A 19,531-nucleotide genomic window follows, 5' to 3' on the forward strand; every position below is an offset into this window, starting at 1 on the left:
TAAAGAGATGTGATCGATAACACAAAATGTACACGTGTACAATCCATAAAAAAGGCATTGAGGTCAGAAAAAAAACCGTATAAATAGACAAATAAAACATATAGTTAACTAGAAAACCACAATGAAAATGCTTAGATTTTATTGGGAGATAAGGCTAATTGCGTCAGGCCCCTGAGGACCTGACTTTTGCGATGATGTGTTATTCAAAAGAATGTCTTCTTAAGGGCTAACTGTTATGCTGTTTGTGCCGGGATAATAACGTTTCCATTCATGTCCTTACCATCGGAACCCAGGAAGATGTAAGTGGCGCCAGCAGACGGTAGAAACTCCTCATACAATGCAGTTTGAAAAACTCTCGAATTGCGCGAGGAAGAATCAAGGACAATCTTAACACTGATATTATCGCTGTAGGCAAGGTGGTTAGAAGAGAGAAGCGTATTGTCACTATCATCAGTAACGAGTATCGCTACGGGATCGGCTCCCGCGGGCCTAATGTTCGAGACATCCGAAAAAGTTATACTAAACATATTTGAAGTGATGCTGTTATTATTACCACTAATGTGAACGATTCCCATCAGGTCATCATAGATAGTACCTCCGACATCTGCACTGGCCGTTTCTGTATCAACACGAATGAACATGTTTGAAGATACTAGGTTTTCATCACATGGACTCAGCATTACAATCGTTCCCGGCCAGCTCCCTTGAAACTTATTAGCCGAAATATTGGTGTGATGAGTATTCAGGAGTACTATTTGAGGGTTCCAGAAAAACGTGTTGCCGGTAATCTGATGACGGTCTCCATTTTCAATAGAAATTGAATAGCCGCCAGGAGAGTTGCCAAAGAAGTTATTGGTTATTTTCGCAACAATGGAGCTGGATGTCATTGTAATACAATTAGCACATTCACCGATAAAATTATTAGTGATTGAAATAGAGTCAGCATTTCTGACCACCATAGCCTCCTCAAGAAGGCTGAACCCCATGCCTTCAATCCGTAATGAATCGCTATCGCTCGCGATATCGATCCCTTTTGTACCGCTTGTATTGTAGGGATTCGTGGCAACCACCAGACCGATACAAAAATCACGCAGCTCAACGCCTGATATTCGCCCAGTGGTAGCAAAATCATCTCGTTCAATTTTGATTGCCGTCAGAGTTGAACTGGTATCCAGCTCAATAAAGCTGGCTCCAGGGGCTGTTTCAAGCCATCCACTGCTATCTGTATCCGGAGCATCCCGACTTGCCTGGCTCATCCATCCATGGCCCGCCCCTTGTATTACCAGGTAGTTAATGGTGATAACAAAAGTGGTTTGTAACCGATAACGCCCTGCTGGAATAAAAATAGTTGCGCCAGGACGCAAACCTTTATCATCCTGATTTGTCTGTTGCTGTAATATAATGTCATCCTGGATCTCAGACATTATTTTTCCAATATCTTCATAAGGCGAAGTATTGCTGGGGGAAGCAAAGGTAGTGACATCATAAGACTTAATATACGATGTCTGGGAATTATAATCAGTCATAATATTGCACACCTATAAATAGTTAAACATTATTTGCCAGTACGTTGAAAATGAAAATATCACGACTTTCACTCAGTGATGCAAATGAAATTTAATCATTAATATAAATGATTAATTAATATTAAAGAATGATAATTAACATTAGAAATAAAAGATAAGTGAGTTGTCATCAATAGACAACAATTTCTTCAATAAGATAACCAGCTTAAGTACGACATTGTTCCACGCCGTCCTGAAGAACCGGGCGATTATTCGTACCGTTAACCCCTCATATTTCAGACTGTAAGGGCGTTATCTGCGCTCTTTAAACGCGTCATATCGAAATGCCAGCAGCGGTTGCTGAATTCTGTCTCTCTCGGCCTGACGACGTGAGCCTGGTAAAAAAGCGTCCGCCGGTCTTCCCCCGGCGGACGCTTTTCAGTGCGCGCGGCTGTGATTTTCTTTACGGTAGGCACCCGGCGGCTGATTAAACGTGCGGGTGAAGATGCGGGTAAAGGTTTGCTGCGAGTCAAAACCGTATTTCAGGCAAATATCGTAGACCCGCTGATCGGTATCGCGCAGATCGCGGGCCGCCAGCAGCAGCTTACGCTCGCGGATATAGCGCCCAAGACTCTCCCCTTTATACTGTAAAAACAGTCGTTGCAAATGCCACTTCGAATAACCGGCGTGGCGCGCAATATCGTCAATACGTAGCGGCTGATGCAAATTATCATCAATCCACTCGACGATAGTATCAATGACCTGAGCGGAAATAGTCATATGTCCTCTCTCCTCCTGAACCACTCTCATCGTTAGCGCCACCAGGCGTTAAATGATTGCGTTTTATCGGCGACCCAAACCGGCTCACCCAACATTGGCGTCAGCAGTCGCCACGGTCGCCCTGTGCTGGCCTCCGCCAGCCTTTTGTACGGATCGTCCCATGTGTGTTTTGCCAGCACGAAGCGCCCGGCGTGACCCGGCAGCACCGCGCGTGCATGAACATCGTCAGCGGCTTGCGCCGTCTCTTCCGGCATCATGTGGATGTACTTCCAGTCCTGGTCATACTGACCGTTTTCCATGATCGCCAAATCCACTTCGCCAAACTGTTCGCCGATGGCTTTAAAGTGCGGGCCGTAGCCGCTGTCGCCGCTGTAGTAAATTTTCTGCTGCGGGGTAACGAACATAAAGCTGGCCCACAGGGTCTGGTTGCGCTTGAGGCCGCGGCCGGAAAAGTGGCGCGCGGGCAGGACGTGTACCGTCAGCTCATCGCTCACCTGCAGCGACTGATTCCAGTCCGCCTCGCTGATGATCGCGCTCTCCATTCCCCAGTAGCGCAGGTGCGACCCCACGCCCAGCGGCGTCACCACGCGCTTGACCTTCGGCATCAGAGCTTTGATGGTGGCGTAATCGAGGTGGTCGTAATGATCGTGCGAGATAATCAGCAGGTCGATATCCGGCATGCCCTCAGCGTGCCACGGGTAATCCCCGGCAAAGGCCTTATTAATAAACGAAAACGGTGCGGCATAGTTGCTAAATACGGGATCGATCAGGATGCGTTTGCCCGCCAGCTGCAGATACCAGGAGGAGTGACCGAGCCAGACCATCACGTCCTGCCCTGACGGCAAGCCCGCCAGATCGGTATTCACCAGCGGCAGCGGCTGGGCCGGTCTGGCATTTTCACGTTTGGCGACCAGAAACTCCCACCACGCGGCCAGCATATTTTTTTGCCCGGTAAAGCCAGGCGTCGGAAGCTGATTGTGAAACTGACCGTCGTGATAGTGCGGCGACTGCTCCACCAGGCTGAGCTGCGCGCCCTGCGGCGCCTGACCAAATCCGGCATTTAACACAAACGGCAAAGTTGTTGCTGACGCTAATAACATGATGGCGACCACGCTGAAAGTGACACGGTTCATATCCTGACCTGGCGAAATCCCCCTTCCTGGAGGTTTTTGTTATAAGGCTTGATTATGAGTGAGTAAGCACTCATTATTAGGAAGAAGCTGAAAGTCGTCAAGACGATTTTCAAATTTTGACAGACAGCGTTGCAGCGCCCATGCCGGGCGTGCTTAGATCGTGGTTTTATTATGAGTGAGGTAAAGTGTAGTGGCTCGTCCTAAGAGTGAAGATAAAAAGCAAGCGTTACTGGAGGCCGCAACCGCCGCCTTTGCCCAATCGGGAATCGCCGCCTCAACCTCCGCCATCGCCCGCAGCGCCGGGGTTGCCGAGGGTACGCTGTTTCGCTACTTTGCCACCAAGGACGATTTGCTCAACGAGCTGTATCTGACCATAAAAGCAGACCTGGTACAGACAATGATAGCGGGTCTCAACCCGAACGAGACCCGGCCAAAAGAGAACACGCGCAATATCTGGAATAGCTATATCGGCTGGGGCGTGCGTAACCCCATGGAGCATAAAGCGATTCGCCGGATGGCGCTGAGTGAACGGATCACCGACGAAACCCGCAACCGCGTCCAGGAGATGTTTCCCGAGCTCAATGAACTGTGCCAGCGCTCAATCAAACCCGTTTTTCAATCCGACGAGTACCGTACCTTCGGCGATGCGTTGTTTCTTTCGCTGGCCGAAACCACCATTGAATACGCCAGCCACGAGCCGGAGCGCGCCGTCCGTTTTGTCGAGCTGGGCTTTGAAGCCATGTGGCAGGCCCTTGCCGAGGACAATAGCTGATGGATCACCGCTCGCTGCATAACAACGCGCATCGTATCGCGCTGGAGCTCCCCTTTACCGAGCACTGCTGGCCATTTGGCCCGGAGTACGATGTGTTTAAAGTCGGCGGGAAGATTTTTATGCTCACCGCGACGGTACGCGGCCGCGCGCTGGTCAACCTGAAGTGCGATCCGCAAAAATCGCTGCTTCATCAGGCCATTTACCGCAGCATCGAGCCCGGCTATCACATGAACAAAAAGCACTGGATCACCGTGGTTCCCGGCGAGGACATCAGCGTCGAGTTACTAGCGGAGCTGATCGATGATTCGTGGAATCTGATCGTCGATAAACTCAGCAAAAAAGAGCAGCAGCGCCTACGTCCGGGGTGATTTTCAGCGCTGCGCGATAAGTGTTATCGCATTTTTGCCCCTTATCATTTGCCCGCCATCGCTGTACTCTTCCTTCACGAAACGCACCCGCAAGGGGTTGTAAACAGTGAGGAAGAGTATGGATATCGTATCGGTTGCCTTAAAGCGCTACTCCACCAAGGCATTTGACGCCACTAAAAAGCTAACTGCCGAGCAGGCGGAAAACCTGAAAACGCTGCTGCAGTACAGCCCGTCAAGCACCAACTCCCAGCCGTGGCACTTTATCGTTGCCAGCAGCGATGAAGGCAAAGCGCGCGTCGCCAAAGCGGCGAGCGGCACCTACGTGTTTAACGAACGTAAAATTCTCGATGCCTCCCACGTGGTGGTGTTCTGCGCCAAAACCGCGATGGATGACGCCTGGCTTGAGCGCGTGGTCGATCAGGAAGAGGCCGATGGCCGCTTCGCAAACGCCGACGCCAAAGCCGCGAACCATAAAGGCCGCACCTTCTTTGCCGATATGCACCGCAAAGAGCTGCACGACGACGATCAGTGGATGGCGAAGCAGGTTTATCTCAACGTCGGCAACTTCCTGCTCGGCGTGGCGGCAATGGGCCTGGACGCCGTACCGATTGAAGGCGTCGATTTCGCAATTCTCGATGCCGAATTTGACCTGAAGGCCAAGGGCTACACCAGCCTGGTGGTGGTGCCGGTCGGCCATCATAGCGTTGAAGACTTTAACGCGACGCTGCCGAAATCACGCCTGCCGCAGGCGACGACCATTACCGAGATTTAATTCTCTGCTTTTCTTTTACGTCAGGATGATCCCCGGATTGCGGCTGTCGCCTTATCCGGGCTACAAAATTACACACTGTGGGAACCCGTAGCCCGGGTAAGGCGCGTCAAGCGCCGCCCCCGGGGATAGCCCGCAGTATTTTGCAGCCAGGATACCTCCACGTGCCAGATGCGCTCCGCATAGCGGCCAATGACCGCCAGGCGTTGAGCGTACGCTGAATAATGCGCTGCTCTTTTCGGGTCACGTTCATAAGCATTCCGTTAGTGTGTGTGCAGCCACGTCAGCGCCCGCTCGCCCGTTTCATCCATCGGCAAATAGACCAGCAGGCGCGAACCGTTGCGCGGGGCCGAGTACCAGTACATCTGCTGCAGGCTGAAGCGTCCGAGCTGCGGATGGTTAAAGTGTTTCACCTGATTTTCCACCCCGCGCACCTCATAGCGCTGATGCCATAGCGCCTCGAACTCCGCCGACGCGGCGAAAAAACGCGCCAGCTTATTCTCCCACAGCGGATCGCCGCGGTGCTCCGCCATCGCCGCGCGGAAATAGGAGACAAACGTCGCCAGCACGTCGCGATTCTCGATGCGGCTGCGCCAGGTTTCATTGGTCAGATACAGATAAATGCAGTTGCGATCCTCTTCCGGAATGGTGGCGAAATCGATGCCCATCAGGCGGCAGAAGCTGTCGTTCCAGGCCACAATATCGAAGCTCGGCTTCTGAATACTGGCGGGCTGCGGCATCAGGCTATCGAGCATCCGCCGGGTGCCCGGGCTGATGCCTTCGCATACCGTGACCTGCGCAGCTTCCGGCGGCGTCAGTCCGGCCAGGACAAACAGATGTCGGGTCTCCAGCGGGCTGCACTGCAGCGCGTTCGCCACCGACACCAGCACGGCCTCGGACGGATTCACTTCCCGCCCCTGCTCCAGCCAGGTGTACCAGGTGACGCCGACCTCCGCCAGCATCGCCACCTCTTCCCGCCGCAGGCCCGGCGTGCGCCGCCGGCCAACGCGCGGCAACCCCAGGCGCTGCGGATCGAGGCTCTCACGCCGGGCGCGCAGAAACGCACCCAGCTGTTTACGGCCGTCATCGGGCGCGGCGATCGTCGATTCACGTTGCGGCATGGTCGTCATAAAACCTCCAGCATGGTAGTGCCAATACCAGTATAAGCAGGAACTGGTACCCGTTTAATTTATCGGTGATGCTACGGCCATCCGCTGAATGACGCAATGGAGAGATCCGATGAATTCGTCTGCTGTTTCACCCGGCCGCGCCGGTTTATTCCTTCTGTTGACCGGCCAGATGCTGCCGTTGATCGACACCTCGATCGCCAACGTCGCGCTGGACTCCATCACCCAGTCGCTGAACGCCAGCGCCACCCAGCTGGAGCTGATCGTCGCGCTGTACGGCGTCGCCTTTGCCGTTTGCCTGGCGATGGGCAGCAAGCTTGGCGATAACTATGGCCGCCGCCGTCTGTTTATGTGGGGCGTGGCGATTTTTGGCGTCGCCTCCCTGCTGTGCGGGATGGCGAACTCCATCACCACGCTGCTGGCGGCGCGCGCGGTCCAGGGCGCCGGCGCGGCCCTGATCGTGCCGCAGATTCTCGCTACGCTGCATATCACCCTCAAAGGCACCGCCCACGCCCGGGCCATCAGCCTCTACGGCGGCATTGGCGGAATCGCCTTTATCGTCGGTCAGATGGGCGGCGGCTGGCTGGTCTCGGCGGATATCGCCGGTTTAGGCTGGCGAAATGCCTTCTTTATTAACGTGCCGATCTGCCTGCTGGTGCTGGCCTTCAGCCCGCGATACGTCCCGGAGACCCGGCGCGAAGCGCATTCGCGCATCGACTGGCAGGGCACCTTCAGCCTTGCGCTAATCCTCTGCTGCCTGCTGTTTCCGATGGCGCTGGGGCCGGAGCTGCACTGGCCGTGGACGCTGCAGCTGATGTTAGCTGCGGTGCTGCCGCTGCTGGTCTGGATGCGGGCCAGCGCGCTGAGCAAACAGCAGCGCGGCGAGCAGCCGCTATTGCCGCCTCGCCTGCTGAAGCTCACCAGCATTCGCTTTGGCATGGCCATCGCCCTGCTCTTTTTCAGCGCCTGGTCCGGGTTTATGTTCTGCATGGCGCTGACCATGCAGGCCGGTCTGGGGATGGCGCCGTGGCAGTCCGGCAACAGCTTTATCGCGCTCGGCGTGGCCTACTTCATCTCCGCGCTGTACGCGCCGAAGCTGATTGCCCGCTACAGCATGGGGCGCATTTTGCTGACCGGCCTGTCGGTGCAGATTGTCGGCCTGCTGCTGCTGAGCGCGACCTTTTATCGCCTTGGTATCCACACCACCACCCTGGCGCTGGTCCCCTCCACGGCGCTTATCGGCTACGGGCAGGCGCTGATCGTCAACAGCTTTTACCGTATCGGGATGCGCGATATCAGCGCCTGCGACGCCGGGGCCGGGAGCGCGATTCTCAGCACTCTGCAGCAGGCGACGCTGGGTCTGGGCCCGGCAATTCTCGGGTCGCTATTCTTAACCCTTGCCCAGCGCAGCGGCGGCGACTATCCCCGGGCGCTGATCGATTTCCTGGCGGTGGAAGTGGTGATGATGCTGGTACTGGGCGCCATCGCGCTGTGGCTACGCCATCACCTTAACGTCCGTCCGGCGGTAGCGACCCCATAATTCACAACAGCGTAACCTGCGATTTGCATAATAGACATCCAGCGGTCATCATAACCGCTGGATGTAAAGGAGACGTTATGCAGGAATTCATATCGCAAATCGCCGCATTAGGCATCAAAATTACCCCCACCACCTCACTCATTATTATCTTCGGCATTATTTTTCTGACGGCGATTGTCGTTCATCTTATTCTGCACAAAGTGGTGCTGCGCACCTTCGAAAAGCGGGCGAAGGCCAGTAGCCACCTGTGGCTGCAAATTATTACCCAGAACAAACTGTTTCATCGTCTGGCCTTCACCCTGCAGGGGATTATCGTCAACGTGCAGGCGGTGTTGTGGCTGCAAAAAGGCAGCGAGGCCGCGGAAATACTCACCACCTGCGCGCAGCTGTGGGTGATGATCTACGCGATGCTGTCCTTCTTTTCGCTGCTGGACGTGGTGTTCAATTTATCGCAGAAATTCGCCACCGCTTCTCAGCTGCCGCTTAAAGGGATATTTCAGGGTATTAAGCTGGTCTGCGCGATTATTGTCGGCATTCTGGTTATCTCCTTACTGATTGGCCAGTCGCCGGCGATTCTGATTAGCGGACTCGGCGCGATGGCCGCGGTACTGATGCTGGTATTCAAAGATCCTATTCTTGGCCTGGTGGCGGGAATTCAGCTCTCCGCCAACGATATGCTCAAGCTCGGCGACTGGCTGGAGATGCCAAAATATGGCGCCGATGGCGCGGTGATTGACATCGGCCTGACCACGGTGAAGGTGCGCAACTGGGATAACACCATCACCACCATTCCAACCTGGTCGCTGGTTTCCGACTCGTTTAAAAACTGGAGCGGTATGTCGGCATCCGGCGGTCGCCGCATTAAGCGCAGCCTGAATATCGATACCACCAGCATTCATTTTCTTGATGAACAGGAGCAGCAGCGCTTAATTCAGGCCAGGCTGCTGAAGCCGTATATGGATTCACGTCATCAGGAAATCAGCCTGTGGAACCAGCAGAACGCCGCCGATCAATCGATATTGAATCAGCGCAGGATGACCAATATCGGCACCTTCCGCGCCTATTTGCAGGAGTATTTGCGTAATCATCCGCGCATCCGCAAAGATATGACGCTGATGGTGCGCCAGCTGGCGCCGGACGCCAGCGGCCTGCCGATTGAGATTTACTGCTTCACCAACACCGTGGTGTGGGCGGAATATGAAAGCATTCAGGCGGATATATTCGATCACGTCTATGCCGTGGTTGACGAATTCGGCCTGCGGATCCATCAGTCCCCTACCGGTAACGACATTCGTTCGCTGGCGGGCGCGGTGTCTCAGTAATATCCTCAGGCACTGGCGCGGGAAATGACGCGCCAGTCCATCATCACCCGCTCGACCGCGGCGTCGGGATTGTCGATTCTTTTCATCAGCAGCGTGACCGCCGTACGGCCAATCTCGCGCGAAGGCTGTTCCACGGTGGTCAGCTGCGGCGATACCACTTCAGCCAGTTCGGTGCCATCAAAACCGACCACCGCAATATCTTCCGGCACCCGCATTCCGGCCTGAGCGATAGCCCGCAGCGCGCCCGCCGCCAGCGAATCAGAGACGGCAAACACCGCGTCCGGCTGCTCTTCCTGCGCCAGCAGCGTCTCCATCGCCTGTTTACCGGCCGCGGCGCTCAGATCGCTGGCGTAGATCACCTGTTGATACGCCAGTTCGCGAACGTGCAGAACGCTTTTATAGCCGCGCTCGCGCAGGCGCGAGTAGCGATAGCTGAGATCGTGGTTGATTAAAGCAATGCGTTTACGCCCGCCGTCAACCAGCCGGGAAACGGCGCCCTGCGCCGCGTCGACGTCGTTGATGCCGACGCAGGAGATGCTGCCGTTATCGGCATATTCCGCGCACTGCACCCAGGGCGCGTCGCCGATCATGGTGGTGAGTTCCGGCAGGCTGGAGAGCGCGTTCATGGTGATGATGCCGTCGACCATTTTGCCGGAGAGCAGCTGCAGCCCCGAGGTTGAACGGGCTAAATCCGAACCTGAATTACACAGCAGGATCCGGTAGCCGTTCTTTTCCGCCTCTTCTTCAATGCCCTTGACCACCTCGGCGCAAAAGGGGTTGGCGATATTAGAGACCATCACCAGAATCATATTGCTGCGGGCCGTTCGCAGCTGGCGGGCCAGCAAATTCGGCTGGTAGTTACTCTCTTTGATCGCCTGCAGCACACGTTCGCGATTCTTCGCTTTAACGGTATCGCTGTTATTCAATACCCGCGATACCGTCGCCACCGAGACGCCCGCCAGGCGAGCGATTTTCTGAATTGACATAGAGGCTGCACTTCCCGCATAGACGTTATATTTCGCAGGCTATCATAAATGAGCCCCGCCTGCGCCGTCAGCAGGTTTTGCGAGAATCGACGGGATTGATTAGCACGCTAAGGTCGCTATCATGATAGCGTCGGCGTTGTTTCGCGAGAGATGAAACGTACGCCGGCCGTTGAACATCATCGGCATATAACTGGGGTATCTCTTGAACACAATAAAAAATATTCATATCGCGGCGGCAGTGATCGCCGACGGTCAAGGACGCTGTCTTTTAGTACGCAAACGAGGGACTGAGTACTTTATGCAGCCCGGTGGAAAACCTGAAATCGGGGAAGCCCCGGAAGCGGCGCTGATCCGCGAGCTCGAAGAGGAGCTCAACTTCATCGTCTCACCTGAAGAACTGGTCCCGTTAGGCCGCTTCACCGATACGGCGGCAAACGAGCCGGGCCATACGGTCTCGGCGGATATCTTTCAGATAGCCACCAACAGAGCGAGCTTTACACCGACGGCAGAAATAGAAGAAGTTATCTGGTATACGCCGGGCCAGGATCGGCATATTAAGCTTGCTCCTCTTACCGAGAATCACCTGCTTCCTCTGCTGAAAGGGGCGTAAGCGCCCGGGGCGCATCGAAAGTATTGGCTCATTTGTCTGCACATTCACGCTGCCATCGTCCCGGTGGCGCTACGGCGGCCTGCAGGCAGAGCCCGTTCAGGCTGCAGCGCCCCGTCTCCCCGAGAAGCATTTGTCCGCTTCTTCCGGTTAAGATTTAGCACATCCTTCTGATTCGCTCCTTTTCAAGCGCCGACGCGTTTTAGTTCTTAAAAACGCCCTGTTTTGTACGCCAGATCATATTTCGCCAGACGGTCCTTTCCCCCATAATCCAAAATATCGCAACTTTCCCTTACAAAAAACAGGTGATTACAGAATAAACACCACAAAATAAAACAAAACAAAAACACAAAATTAACAAACAGCGATGAAATAGCATTTTTTTTGACTTATTGTGCTGTTTTTTTTTAACCAATTCTCCCCCATTCAGCGAGAAAATTCCTGGTCACCATGGATAATTCTTAAGGAGCGATCGACATAAAATCCTGCACCTTAAGATTTTTCTTATTCAGAATAGTAGGTTAGTATCAATCCAGTCAATTTCAGCCCTTAAGAATTTACACATTTTTCATCTATATAACTCTCCAGAAATTAAAGTTGTCACATTTATTAACTAGCCATAATATAGCCACATCATTGAACGATAGGGTAATACAATATAGGGAAATAAATCGACATATGGCTCCGCAGAAATATGAGAAGGTATACTGCATAAGCTGTCAGTATCAATGCGAAATCTATCCACGACCTACGATAAAATCGATTAACTGCATTGAAACCCGCTATTGCGTATGGCCCGATAAAAACATCTATTTAAAAAATGGTGTGCATTGTTTTTTAATTAACAAGCACTACAACTTCTCTAATTCTGGATTTATTTTTGTTGATTTTTCTCGCTACAACATCAGATTATTCACCAATGATAAATGGATTGAATATCTGATCAAAACAGGGTTGCGGATAGTGTTGATTGCCGACAGGTTAGCGCAGCCGCTGGCGCTGTTCTGGAAACACCGCTGTCAGCAGATAGTTTCGATTATCAACACCAGCGATACCCGAGACGAGATTGAAAAGAAAATACAGCTTTCGTTTCTCGGTCAAAGAGATGGTCGAGGTTACCGCCAAAAACTCAGCGACCAGGAAGTGCTGGTTCTCGATCTTTTACTCGCAGAAAAGTCGGTTAAGCAAATAGCCAACGAATTGCAGATGGCAGAAAAAAGGATCTACGCAATCAAGCTCAGCTTGCAGAATAAGATGGGAGGCAGAGGGAAGTTAAACATTATTCTATCTGGATAAAGTCATTATCAGTATTTGTAGCAATAACTCCATAAATGGAACTAACTTAATTATTCTCAGGAAATTTAAAATGAAAAAAATCGTATTAGCGGGTGTTGTGGCTGCGGCTCTTATCTCTTCCAACGCAATGGCTGACGTGACCACTTCCGCCACTGCAAGCTGGGATGCAAGCGCAACTAAAGACACCACCAGCGCGCTGGTTGTCACTCCGCTGAAATCCCTGAACTTCCAGTACGCTGAAGGGATTGAAGCGTTTAACGCCCAGAAAGGCGCTTTTGACATCACCATCCAGGGCCAGTCTGGCGCGACCGACTTCACGCTGACCTCTCAGATTGTCAGCAACACCCTGAGCCGTACCACTGATGCCTCTACTCTGGCCGTCGGTGTGAGCTGGAACGGCAACGCGCTGAACAAAACCACCCCGGTAACGATGATTGATACCGCCAACAACATCTCCGCGGGTCTGGATGCGCTGGCTGTCGCTACCGCCTTCGCAGGCGCCGATCGCGTCAGCACTCAGGGTTCCTTCGATTTCACTGTCGACTCCGCGACTTCTGACGGCAGCACCGCCGCTGAGTTCAAAGATTTAACCGACGGTTACTGGAGCGGCGACGTTCGCGTTCAGTTCAACGCGGTCTGGACTATCTAATCAGGTGTAGCCAACACCTGTCCGGTATGACAAGGAGGCTTCGGCCTCCTTATAAGGATGCGCCATGAAACTGAATCCATTATTACTCTCTCTCTTCTTATTCACCGTGACGCCCTCCTCCCATGCAATTAATGTCGGAGACGTCACCTCAATAATGGGGCCGGATGCCTCGACTCTGGCAAAAGAAATCATTAATACCACCGATACGGCGCGTTACGTTAGCGTCAGCGTGGAGCGTATTTCATCGCCTATGGCCGGCGGCACTGTTATCCCGATGGCGAGCAGATCGGAATTATTATCAACGCCAGCCAGCCTGATATTACCCGGAAATGCCAAAGAGAACTTTCGTTTTTTTTACAAAGGACCTCAGGACAACCAGGAACGTTATTACCGCATATCCTGGACCGATGAGCCTGTGACCGAGTTCGAAGCCAGTAAAAAGAAAAAACAGGGTGAGGCAACGACCTCTGCCATTATTGGTACCATTCTGGTGGTCGCGCCGCGTGAAGAAAGATTTGACTATCGTCGCGATAATGACACGGTGACCAATACCGGCAACGCTTCATTCCGCGTTATCTCCTACGGGCCCTGTCGTGATAAAGCGAAGGATGAGGGTCAAGGCTGCCGTGAACGCTATTATGTCATGCCTGGTGTCAGCGTAAAAATAAAGCATACCGATCTCACCAACAAAAAAACGCGAATTGGAATATGGCACGGTGAGCAATATATAAATGTAAACTGAGTAACATTATGGATAATCTTGGTTATGTCAAAGGGACGTTGTTCGCTGGGTTATTGCTTACGGTAAACCAGGGTTGGGCAGCTAATGCTACAGCGCCAGTTAAAGTCAGTAACTATGTTATTCCTTCGGTATTTGCTAACGCGTTATATCAGGGCATGTCGGTCCCTGTTTTTATTCGTTATGAAGGCGATAATAGTACCCAACGCAGCCAGCAAAAAATCGCTGATGCCATCCTTACCATCAAGGATAATGAGTTTCGCCTGAACCAGATCACCCTCAGCGATCTCCCAGAGCGAACTGAACTATCGCCGCAAATAAAATCGCTGATTAACGAGATGCAGGACAAAAGCATCGGCGACGGTCAGCGCGTTTATATCAACAAAGACGCCTCGCTATCACTCGATACGCGTTCATTTTATCTTGAATTGACGGTTAACCGGGAGGCCATGCAGGCCGCTATTTTGCCGCGTACCAACGTACTTGGAGAATCCACTGCGCAGGACCTCTCCAGCGTACTGAATTACTCCATGGGAAGCTATTACAACAAATATGAGAATACCGATAGCGCAAGTAGCTACCTGACGCTGGACAATACCTGGTCGCTGCGCGAGCACCATCTGAACTTCAACGGTTCTCTGTACGGTATTGGTACCAGCAATCAGCAGAGCAAACTGTATCGCTCGATGTACGAACGTGACTATCAGGGGCGCCGCCTGGCGATGGGGATGGTGGATACCTGGAATCTGCAATCGATCGCCAGCATGAGCGCCCTGAACTCCAGCCGCATTTACGGCATCAGCTATGGCAATAAAAGCAGTTCACAAACGCAAGACAACACGCTTGCTCTGGTGCCCGTAACGGTGTTCCTGCCGGCCGCCGGTGAAGTGCACGTTTACCGTGACGGTAAACTGCTCAGCATTCAAAACTTCTCCATGGGCAGCTACGAACTGGATACGTCGCGCCTGCCGTTTGGCATCTATAACGTTGATATACAGGTGGTCGTTAACGGGCGCGTGGTCAGCAGCCGGACGGCGAACATCAATAAAACGTTCGCCCGAAAATCGAGCGTCACCGGCGATCTCTCATGGCAAACCTTCGCGGGCAGCCTCGAATACAACAAGATGGACTATCGCCACAACTACAACATCAATTATGGCACACGGAATACGTGGATTGCCGGGGTCGCCGCTGCAACCAGCCAACCCTGGCTTTCCGGCGTGAATCTGAAAACCACGCTCTACGGTTTTGACAATAACGGCGTCAATGAAACGGAAGCGAACGTTATTTTCAACAACTCGTTCAGCTTTAACCAGCAGGGGCTGCTCGCTACCGACGGCAGCTGGCAGAGTACCTCCACCTTCAATATGAGTTTACCGGATGGGTACGGCAGCCTGTGGGGGTCGCGCCAGTATGGTTCTATCGGTAACGCGCTGCCCATGCAGCAGAACGACTACTTTACCGTAGGCGCTAACGCTAACCTGCGCAAAATAGCGCCGTTCCTCGGTACGCTGAGCGTCAGCCGAACCAATAATAAATATACCGGAAGCACCTATACCAACGTCGATTACGATCAATCGCTGTTAGCCAATCGCTATGCGACGATTTCTCTGCGCGCCGGTATTCAGAATTATCAGTACAACAACCACGAAAATCTGCGCGATAAGTACGTCAATATTGATATCTCTATCCCCTTCTCTACCTGGCTTAGCACCGGGGTGTCCAGCCAGAACGGAAACATGCTGGCGAACGCCACGCTGCGCAAAAGCTTCGACAACAGCGCCATTACCCAGGTGGGGGCATCGGTTTCGAAACAAATTAAACAGAATAAAAATGACGATAGCAGCTATCGCGCCGACGATTACGCAACCAATGGTTACGTCAGCTATGACACCAAATATAACGCCGGCACCGTCTCCGTCAGCCGCTCATCGCAGCACAGCTCAAACTACAGCCTGAGCTCGCAGGGCAGCGTGGCCTGGACGCAAAAAAATATCTATGCCGGAAAAGGTACCCAAACCGCCGGCCTGGTGGTCAACACCAATTTCAGCGGCAAGGGCCGGATGATGGCGCAGATCAACGGTCAAAGCTATCCCCTCACCGGCAAAAGCAACTTCATCAGCCTTCCGCCTTACGCGGAATATAAGGTGGAGCTGATGAACGACAAAAACTCAGAAGACAGCGTCGACATCGTGACCGACCGCCGCAGCAAAGTCGTGCTCTATCCGGGCAACGTCAGCGTGATTAATCCGGAAGTCAAACAGCTGGTCACCGTATTTGGCCGGGTGAAAGACCGTCGCGGCGGTTACTACGCCAACGCCGATATTCATAACCACATTGGTAAAACCCGAACCGACGAACTCGGTGAGTTCGCCATGGACGTCGATAAGCGTTATCCAGTGATTACCCTGGTGGATAAATTCGGCGGCATTTGCGAAGTGGATCTGGATCTGAATGAAGCGAAAGGCGCCGTGTGGGTCGGGGAGATTCCTTGTGAGATCCAACAACAAACGGCATCAGTGACTGGAGATGTTAAGAATGTCTATTAAACCCCAGAGCATCATGCTGCTGGCCGGCTGGCTGCTGGCCGCGCCGGCTATGGCGCTCACCCCCAGCAACAGCGGAAGCGGCAGCAACTCCTATATGTTTATCGACAATGATGTCGATGACGAATATTTCATCACCACCAGCTCCCTCGACCCACGCTTCACCGGAGCCAACGTCTGGACAAAATATCCGACTAACCAGCGTAGCCTGGGGTATATAACCTACGTAGGCTGGGCTTACGCCAACCGCTACTTCGACCTGTGGATCGAGAATTCGCCCATTAACCAGCCGTTTCTCGGGATCCGCTGCATGTCTACGGGCGCAAACTGCCCGGCGTCTGGCTATATTTCTCCCGATGTCATCGATAAAGACGGCTACTATCACGCGATGTCCGGCAACACCGTAGCAAACGGTTATTACGGCGCCGGCGCGCTGAGCCAGTCGGCCTATGAGTATTTTCGCGATCGGCCAGTGGGGACCATCGATTCTTTGCAGCTTAATCTTTGCTACATGAATACCAATACCGATTATGACTTTGCCTCCGGCGTTCGCTGTAAAGATCTCCCCAGCGGGGGAACATGGCGCTACTACACGTTCAACCTCGAAAAGGTCTCGCATCTGAAGTTAAACAGTACCGGTGCTATGGCAGAAGTGTGGATTGCCAGCGATGGCACGCCAAGCGTTAACCTCGGCTCTGATTTATGCCAGATGGGCGTGGTAGGGAGCGGTTTGACGAGCGCTTCGGGAATCATCTGTAAAATGGTGTCTTACAATTTACAGGAGACCAAAGTACTCACCTCCAGCCTGGATATCCGGATGCTCATTGATACGGCAATGTTGGGATTCTCTCCTTCGGCATCGGAAGTAAGGTTCAGCGGTGATGGGGCAACCTGGTACAACTACAGTAGCACTACCGTCGACTATAACCAGGTTTTCACACCGTCAGGTAACTACGTCTACGTGTTCCTGTCCAACGCCTTTTTCCAAAAAGTCCTCAAGGCGGGAACGGATTTAACCAACAAGGATTCTCTGTTTACCTTCTATTTTGATAACGCCGTCACCACACAATCGGGTTATTATCAGTTCACGCCATCAACATTAATTAACCTCATCCCGCGGGAATACGGCATCAGCATTGTCGCCAGCGACGGGCATTCGCATCCACAAGCATCCGGCAAGATCGGTAGCGAAGAGCCCATCACCTTTGAGTATAAAGTCACCACCTCCGCATCGCGTCAGGCCGATAGCATCACCGCCCAGGTCATCGGCGACTCCATCAACATGTATGGTCTGCCGTACTGCCTGTTTACCTCAGCGGACGAGACGCTAAAAGTGCCTGTCCCGGCCTACCTCGAATGGACGTCCGCTACCGGTAAAGCGGTAAAAGTCCGCAACAGCTGTGGCGAAGATCCTGTCGATATGACCAATGCCGCCTGGGTTCAGACGGCCTGGAACGCCAACGTTAACGATGGTTTCTTTTTTACCACCACGCTGAAACTGCTGTTTCCGATGGATGACCCGCATTCACAGTTCACCACCAATGGCCATGACTGGATGGGTGTCGTCAACGCTACCGGAGATGTGAAAGTGACCGCCACCTGGATTGGCGTCGATCGGGGGGTATGATGAAAAAAATCCTTGTCATCGGATTATGCGGGCTGTGGATGCCGCCCGCGTCTGCGGTGTACTTTGACTCTATTATCTATGATATGGATGCCAGTAAAGATTTTATCTCCCGGCCAATAGTCAATGATACAAAAAACAACAATTTGTATACCATATCGGCTTATAAAATCTCCCGACCGGGCAGCGGAGATGAAAGACCCGTTCCAGGCCAGGATAAAGATCTGGTCTGGTCGCCGCTGAAGTTCACGGTACAGGCGAATGGCCAGGAATATTTTAAACTCTATTATCGCGGGCCTAAAGATGCCGTTGAGAGATATTATCGGGTAATTTTTAAGGAAACCCCGGTTACGATTTTCCCCTGGCGTCAGGACCAGAAACAAATGGATGTCGTTCCCTCAGTGTCTATGAGCACCATTCTCATCGTGCGCCCGCGTAAAACGCAGTTCAAGTATGAGATAAACGAAGAAACAGGCACTATTAAAAATACCGGTAACACCTTTTTTAGAGTTGTTATCCAGAAAGGATGCAATGGTGATGATGAAAGTTCGACGCAATTTTACATGCTGCCAGGGGAAAGCTGGAAAGATCCTAAGGCTCAATACGGTAATAAAAAATTTATTGTCGCACTGGGTAAATACCATCGCTTAGGAAGCAGCTGCTTTACCGATGCCTCTGACTAATCACTGCCGATCCAGAGCGGGTATGTTATGCCTGAAGCGCAGCTCGCGCAGGCGATTGAGTCCGCCGAACTTCTTGCATAAAGAGTATTGAAAGCGGTAGACGCTGCGGGTATCGCACGCCATGATGCGGGCGATATCCTGGCTGGAATGCCCGTCCGCCAGCAGGCGCAGCGTCTTCATTTCATGCTCCGTCAGCGACGGTGTGCGCCGGCAGCGAAGATTTCGCCCCAGCATGATGCGTTTTATTTTCTTGATTAAGCTGCTTAAGCTATCGTTGACTTCCACCACCGACCATAATAATCCGGAGCGCAGCATCCAAAAATTAGCCATGGGCAGCATGCTCTTATCCGCGAGTAAAATAACTTTCAGTCCGGTCTCCTGCAGTTTTTCAGCCCACTCCTCATGCAGAAAATACAAAATATTGTCGAGGGAGAAATCCACTACCACCATTCCCTCAGGCAGAAAACAGGTAATTTCACGAAAAACCAAATCATTAACCGCTCGCTTAAAAAAATAGTTTTTATCTGGCCATACAGAAAACTTCCTCTCTCCGCAAAGGGATCGCTCCATTTTATCTTCCGCTTCAATAGGGCAGTTTAAACCACACGCCATACATTTAATCTCATGGTTACCTGCCGGCATTACGCTTACCTCTTGAGTGGCTAAAAAATATTTTCAAAAAGATACATATGGAATATCAAACATACTATAAACAAAAATTATTGCCGCTATTATATTTACTATAACCATAGAAAACAAAAGACTAATTTATAATTCCAGACCTTCGGAAAAATAACGTTAACACCTTTCATTAAATATTTTAATAGAACCATCATATAATTTAACTATATCATATATAGCAAAACATCGCTGCCTGATTCCCTTACTCGAAGCGAGCATACAATTTTGTGACTTAATTTATCATCACGCGATGCATAATATTCGCAGGCAATCGTCATTCTCTGGCTCCGGTGGGCAGTGGCCCACTCGCCGCCGCCGGAAATGCCTCCGCCAGCCAGTCGATAAATACGCGCAGTCGATATTGCCGCTGATAAGGTCCGAGGGGCTGTCAGCAACCACCAGAC

18 protein-coding genes are annotated in these 19,531 nt (G+C 52.3%); 12 read left to right on the forward strand and 6 right to left on the reverse strand.

Annotated features, from left to right (window positions below; all coding sequences use genetic code 11):
- Window positions 1-233: 233 nt before the first annotated feature.
- The 3 genes from JLG71_RS20740 to JLG71_RS20750 all read right to left on the reverse strand — a co-directional run bounded on the left by JLG71_RS20740 (window position 234) and on the right by JLG71_RS20750 (window position 3,418).
- On the reverse strand, window positions 234-1,526 hold the full coding sequence (locus tag JLG71_RS20740; RefSeq protein WP_049082069.1) for a NosD domain-containing protein: 1,293 nt from the start codon (window positions 1,524-1,526) through the stop codon (window positions 234-236).
- Window positions 1,527-1,943: 417 nt separating this feature from the next.
- Window positions 1,944-2,285 carry a RamA family antibiotic efflux transcriptional regulator gene (locus JLG71_RS20745; RefSeq protein WP_004848570.1) on the reverse strand — a complete coding sequence of 114 codons (342 nt, stop codon included), beginning with the start codon at window positions 2,283-2,285 and terminating at the stop codon, window positions 1,944-1,946.
- 32 nt (window positions 2,286-2,317) lie between these two features.
- Complete coding sequence (locus JLG71_RS20750) at window positions 2,318-3,418, reverse strand: MBL fold metallo-hydrolase (protein ID WP_032748584.1); 1,101 nt, start codon at window positions 3,416-3,418, stop codon at window positions 2,318-2,320.
- 190 nt (window positions 3,419-3,608) lie between these two features.
- On the opposite strand from JLG71_RS20750, the gene JLG71_RS20755 reads away from it, so the two are divergent.
- The 3 genes from JLG71_RS20755 to nfsB all read left to right on the forward strand — a co-directional run bounded on the left by JLG71_RS20755 (window position 3,609) and on the right by nfsB (window position 5,330).
- Complete coding sequence (locus JLG71_RS20755; protein WP_004848568.1) at window positions 3,609-4,190, forward strand: TetR/AcrR family transcriptional regulator; 582 nt, start codon at window positions 3,609-3,611, stop codon at window positions 4,188-4,190.
- Window positions 4,190-4,558, forward strand: coding sequence for an MmcQ/YjbR family DNA-binding protein (locus JLG71_RS20760; protein WP_064358070.1), 369 nt, complete (start codon window positions 4,190-4,192; stop codon window positions 4,556-4,558). The genes JLG71_RS20755 and JLG71_RS20760 overlap by 1 nt, the downstream gene beginning before the upstream one ends.
- Window positions 4,559-4,676: 118 nt before the next feature.
- On the forward strand, window positions 4,677-5,330 hold the full coding sequence (nfsB, locus tag JLG71_RS20765) for an oxygen-insensitive NAD(P)H nitroreductase (RefSeq protein ID WP_187228407.1): 654 nt from the start codon (window positions 4,677-4,679) through the stop codon (window positions 5,328-5,330).
- Window positions 5,331-5,590: 260 nt separating this feature from the next.
- Here the strand turns inward: nfsB and JLG71_RS20770 are convergent, their stop codons facing one another.
- Entirely contained in the window at window positions 5,591-6,457 is an 867-nt protein-coding gene (locus JLG71_RS20770; protein ID WP_064378271.1) for a helix-turn-helix transcriptional regulator, read from the reverse strand.
- A gap of 109 nt (window positions 6,458-6,566) precedes the next feature.
- Between JLG71_RS20770 and JLG71_RS20775 the strand changes: the two genes are divergently transcribed.
- Window positions 6,567-7,994, forward strand: coding sequence for an MFS transporter (locus JLG71_RS20775; protein WP_200913795.1), 1,428 nt, complete (start codon window positions 6,567-6,569; stop codon window positions 7,992-7,994).
- 77 nt (window positions 7,995-8,071) lie between these two features.
- The gene (locus JLG71_RS20780) at window positions 8,072-9,316 is read left to right on the forward strand and encodes a mechanosensitive ion channel family protein (RefSeq protein WP_014837733.1); all 1,245 of its coding nucleotides are present in this window, start codon (window positions 8,072-8,074) and stop codon (window positions 9,314-9,316) included.
- Window positions 9,317-9,321: 5 nt separating this feature from the next.
- Here JLG71_RS20780 and JLG71_RS20785 read toward each other — a convergent pair whose 3' ends face one another.
- On the reverse strand, window positions 9,322-10,302 hold the full coding sequence (locus JLG71_RS20785; RefSeq protein WP_014228283.1) for a LacI family DNA-binding transcriptional regulator: 981 nt from the start codon (window positions 10,300-10,302) through the stop codon (window positions 9,322-9,324).
- Between the two features lie 211 nt (window positions 10,303-10,513).
- Here JLG71_RS20785 and JLG71_RS20790 point away from each other — a divergent pair, with 211 nt between their 5' ends.
- The 7 genes from JLG71_RS20790 (at window position 10,514) to JLG71_RS20820 (ending at window position 18,446) form a co-directional block, all read left to right on the forward strand.
- Entirely contained in the window at window positions 10,514-10,912 is a 399-nt protein-coding gene (locus JLG71_RS20790; protein ID WP_025107080.1) for an NUDIX hydrolase, read from the forward strand.
- Between the two features lie 675 nt (window positions 10,913-11,587).
- Window positions 11,588-12,205 carry a LuxR C-terminal-related transcriptional regulator gene (locus JLG71_RS20795; protein ID WP_025107081.1) on the forward strand — a complete coding sequence of 206 codons (618 nt, stop codon included), beginning with the start codon at window positions 11,588-11,590 and terminating at the stop codon, window positions 12,203-12,205.
- A gap of 70 nt (window positions 12,206-12,275) precedes the next feature.
- Window positions 12,276-12,854, forward strand: coding sequence for a common pilus major fimbrillin subunit EcpA (gene ecpA, locus JLG71_RS20800; protein ID WP_004111140.1), 579 nt, complete (start codon window positions 12,276-12,278; stop codon window positions 12,852-12,854).
- 64 nt (window positions 12,855-12,918) lie between these two features.
- The gene (locus JLG71_RS20805; protein WP_025107082.1) at window positions 12,919-13,596 is read left to right on the forward strand and encodes an EcpB family pilus assembly chaperone; all 678 of its coding nucleotides are present in this window, start codon (window positions 12,919-12,921) and stop codon (window positions 13,594-13,596) included.
- Between the two features lie 8 nt (window positions 13,597-13,604).
- Window positions 13,605-16,142 (forward strand): TcfC E-set like domain-containing protein, encoded by a 2,538-nt coding sequence (locus JLG71_RS20810; RefSeq protein ID WP_046876903.1) that lies wholly within the window; start codon window positions 13,605-13,607, stop codon window positions 16,140-16,142.
- A complete protein-coding gene (locus JLG71_RS20815) occupies window positions 16,132-17,766 on the forward strand; it encodes a hypothetical protein (RefSeq protein WP_064405474.1) in 1,635 nt (544 codons plus the stop codon). The genes JLG71_RS20810 and JLG71_RS20815 overlap by 11 nt, the downstream gene beginning before the upstream one ends.
- Window positions 17,763-18,446, forward strand: a complete 684-nt coding sequence (locus JLG71_RS20820; protein WP_025107085.1) for a fimbrial biogenesis chaperone — start codon at window positions 17,763-17,765, stop codon at window positions 18,444-18,446. The genes JLG71_RS20815 and JLG71_RS20820 overlap by 4 nt, the downstream gene beginning before the upstream one ends.
- Here the strand turns inward: JLG71_RS20820 and JLG71_RS20825 are convergent, their stop codons facing one another.
- The gene (locus tag JLG71_RS20825) at window positions 18,447-19,088 is read right to left on the reverse strand and encodes a helix-turn-helix transcriptional regulator (RefSeq protein WP_025107086.1); all 642 of its coding nucleotides are present in this window, start codon (window positions 19,086-19,088) and stop codon (window positions 18,447-18,449) included.
- Between the last annotated feature and the right edge of the window lie 443 nt (window positions 19,089-19,531).

This window comes from Klebsiella michiganensis, assembly GCF_015139575.1.
In the GTDB taxonomy this organism is placed as follows: Bacteria; Pseudomonadota; Gammaproteobacteria; order Enterobacterales; family Enterobacteriaceae; genus Klebsiella; species Klebsiella michiganensis.

Bases quoted from the DNA above. Each gene is read 5' to 3' on its own strand.
- JLG71_RS20825 (WP_025107086.1), bottom strand. From the start codon at position 19,088: ATGCCGGCAGGTAACCATGAGATTAAATGTATGGCGTGTGGTTTAAAC.
- JLG71_RS20810 (WP_046876903.1), top strand. From the start codon at position 13,605: ATGGATAATCTTGGTTATGTCAAAGGGACGTTGTTCGCTGGGTTATTG.
- JLG71_RS20775 (WP_200913795.1), top strand. From the start codon at position 6,567: ATGAATTCGTCTGCTGTTTCACCCGGCCGCGCCGGTTTATTCCTTCTG.
- JLG71_RS20780 (WP_014837733.1), top strand. From the start codon at position 8,072: ATGCAGGAATTCATATCGCAAATCGCCGCATTAGGCATCAAAATTACC.
- JLG71_RS20760 (WP_064358070.1), top strand. From the start codon at position 4,190: ATGGATCACCGCTCGCTGCATAACAACGCGCATCGTATCGCGCTGGAG.
- JLG71_RS20770 (WP_064378271.1), bottom strand. From the start codon at position 6,457: ATGACGACCATGCCGCAACGTGAATCGACGATCGCCGCGCCCGATGAC.
- JLG71_RS20820 (WP_025107085.1), top strand. From the start codon at position 17,763: ATGATGAAAAAAATCCTTGTCATCGGATTATGCGGGCTGTGGATGCCG.
- JLG71_RS20795 (WP_025107081.1), top strand. From the start codon at position 11,588: ATGGCTCCGCAGAAATATGAGAAGGTATACTGCATAAGCTGTCAGTAT.
- JLG71_RS20785 (WP_014228283.1), bottom strand. From the start codon at position 10,302: ATGTCAATTCAGAAAATCGCTCGCCTGGCGGGCGTCTCGGTGGCGACG.
- JLG71_RS20750 (WP_032748584.1), bottom strand. From the start codon at position 3,418: ATGAACCGTGTCACTTTCAGCGTGGTCGCCATCATGTTATTAGCGTCA.
- nfsB (WP_187228407.1), top strand. From the start codon at position 4,677: ATGGATATCGTATCGGTTGCCTTAAAGCGCTACTCCACCAAGGCATTT.
- JLG71_RS20745 (WP_004848570.1), bottom strand. From the start codon at position 2,285: ATGACTATTTCCGCTCAGGTCATTGATACTATCGTCGAGTGGATTGAT.
- JLG71_RS20805 (WP_025107082.1), top strand. From the start codon at position 12,919: ATGAAACTGAATCCATTATTACTCTCTCTCTTCTTATTCACCGTGACG.
- JLG71_RS20815 (WP_064405474.1), top strand. From the start codon at position 16,132: ATGTCTATTAAACCCCAGAGCATCATGCTGCTGGCCGGCTGGCTGCTG.
- JLG71_RS20740 (WP_049082069.1), bottom strand. From the start codon at position 1,526: ATGACTGATTATAATTCCCAGACATCGTATATTAAGTCTTATGATGTC.
- ecpA (WP_004111140.1), top strand. From the start codon at position 12,276: ATGAAAAAAATCGTATTAGCGGGTGTTGTGGCTGCGGCTCTTATCTCT.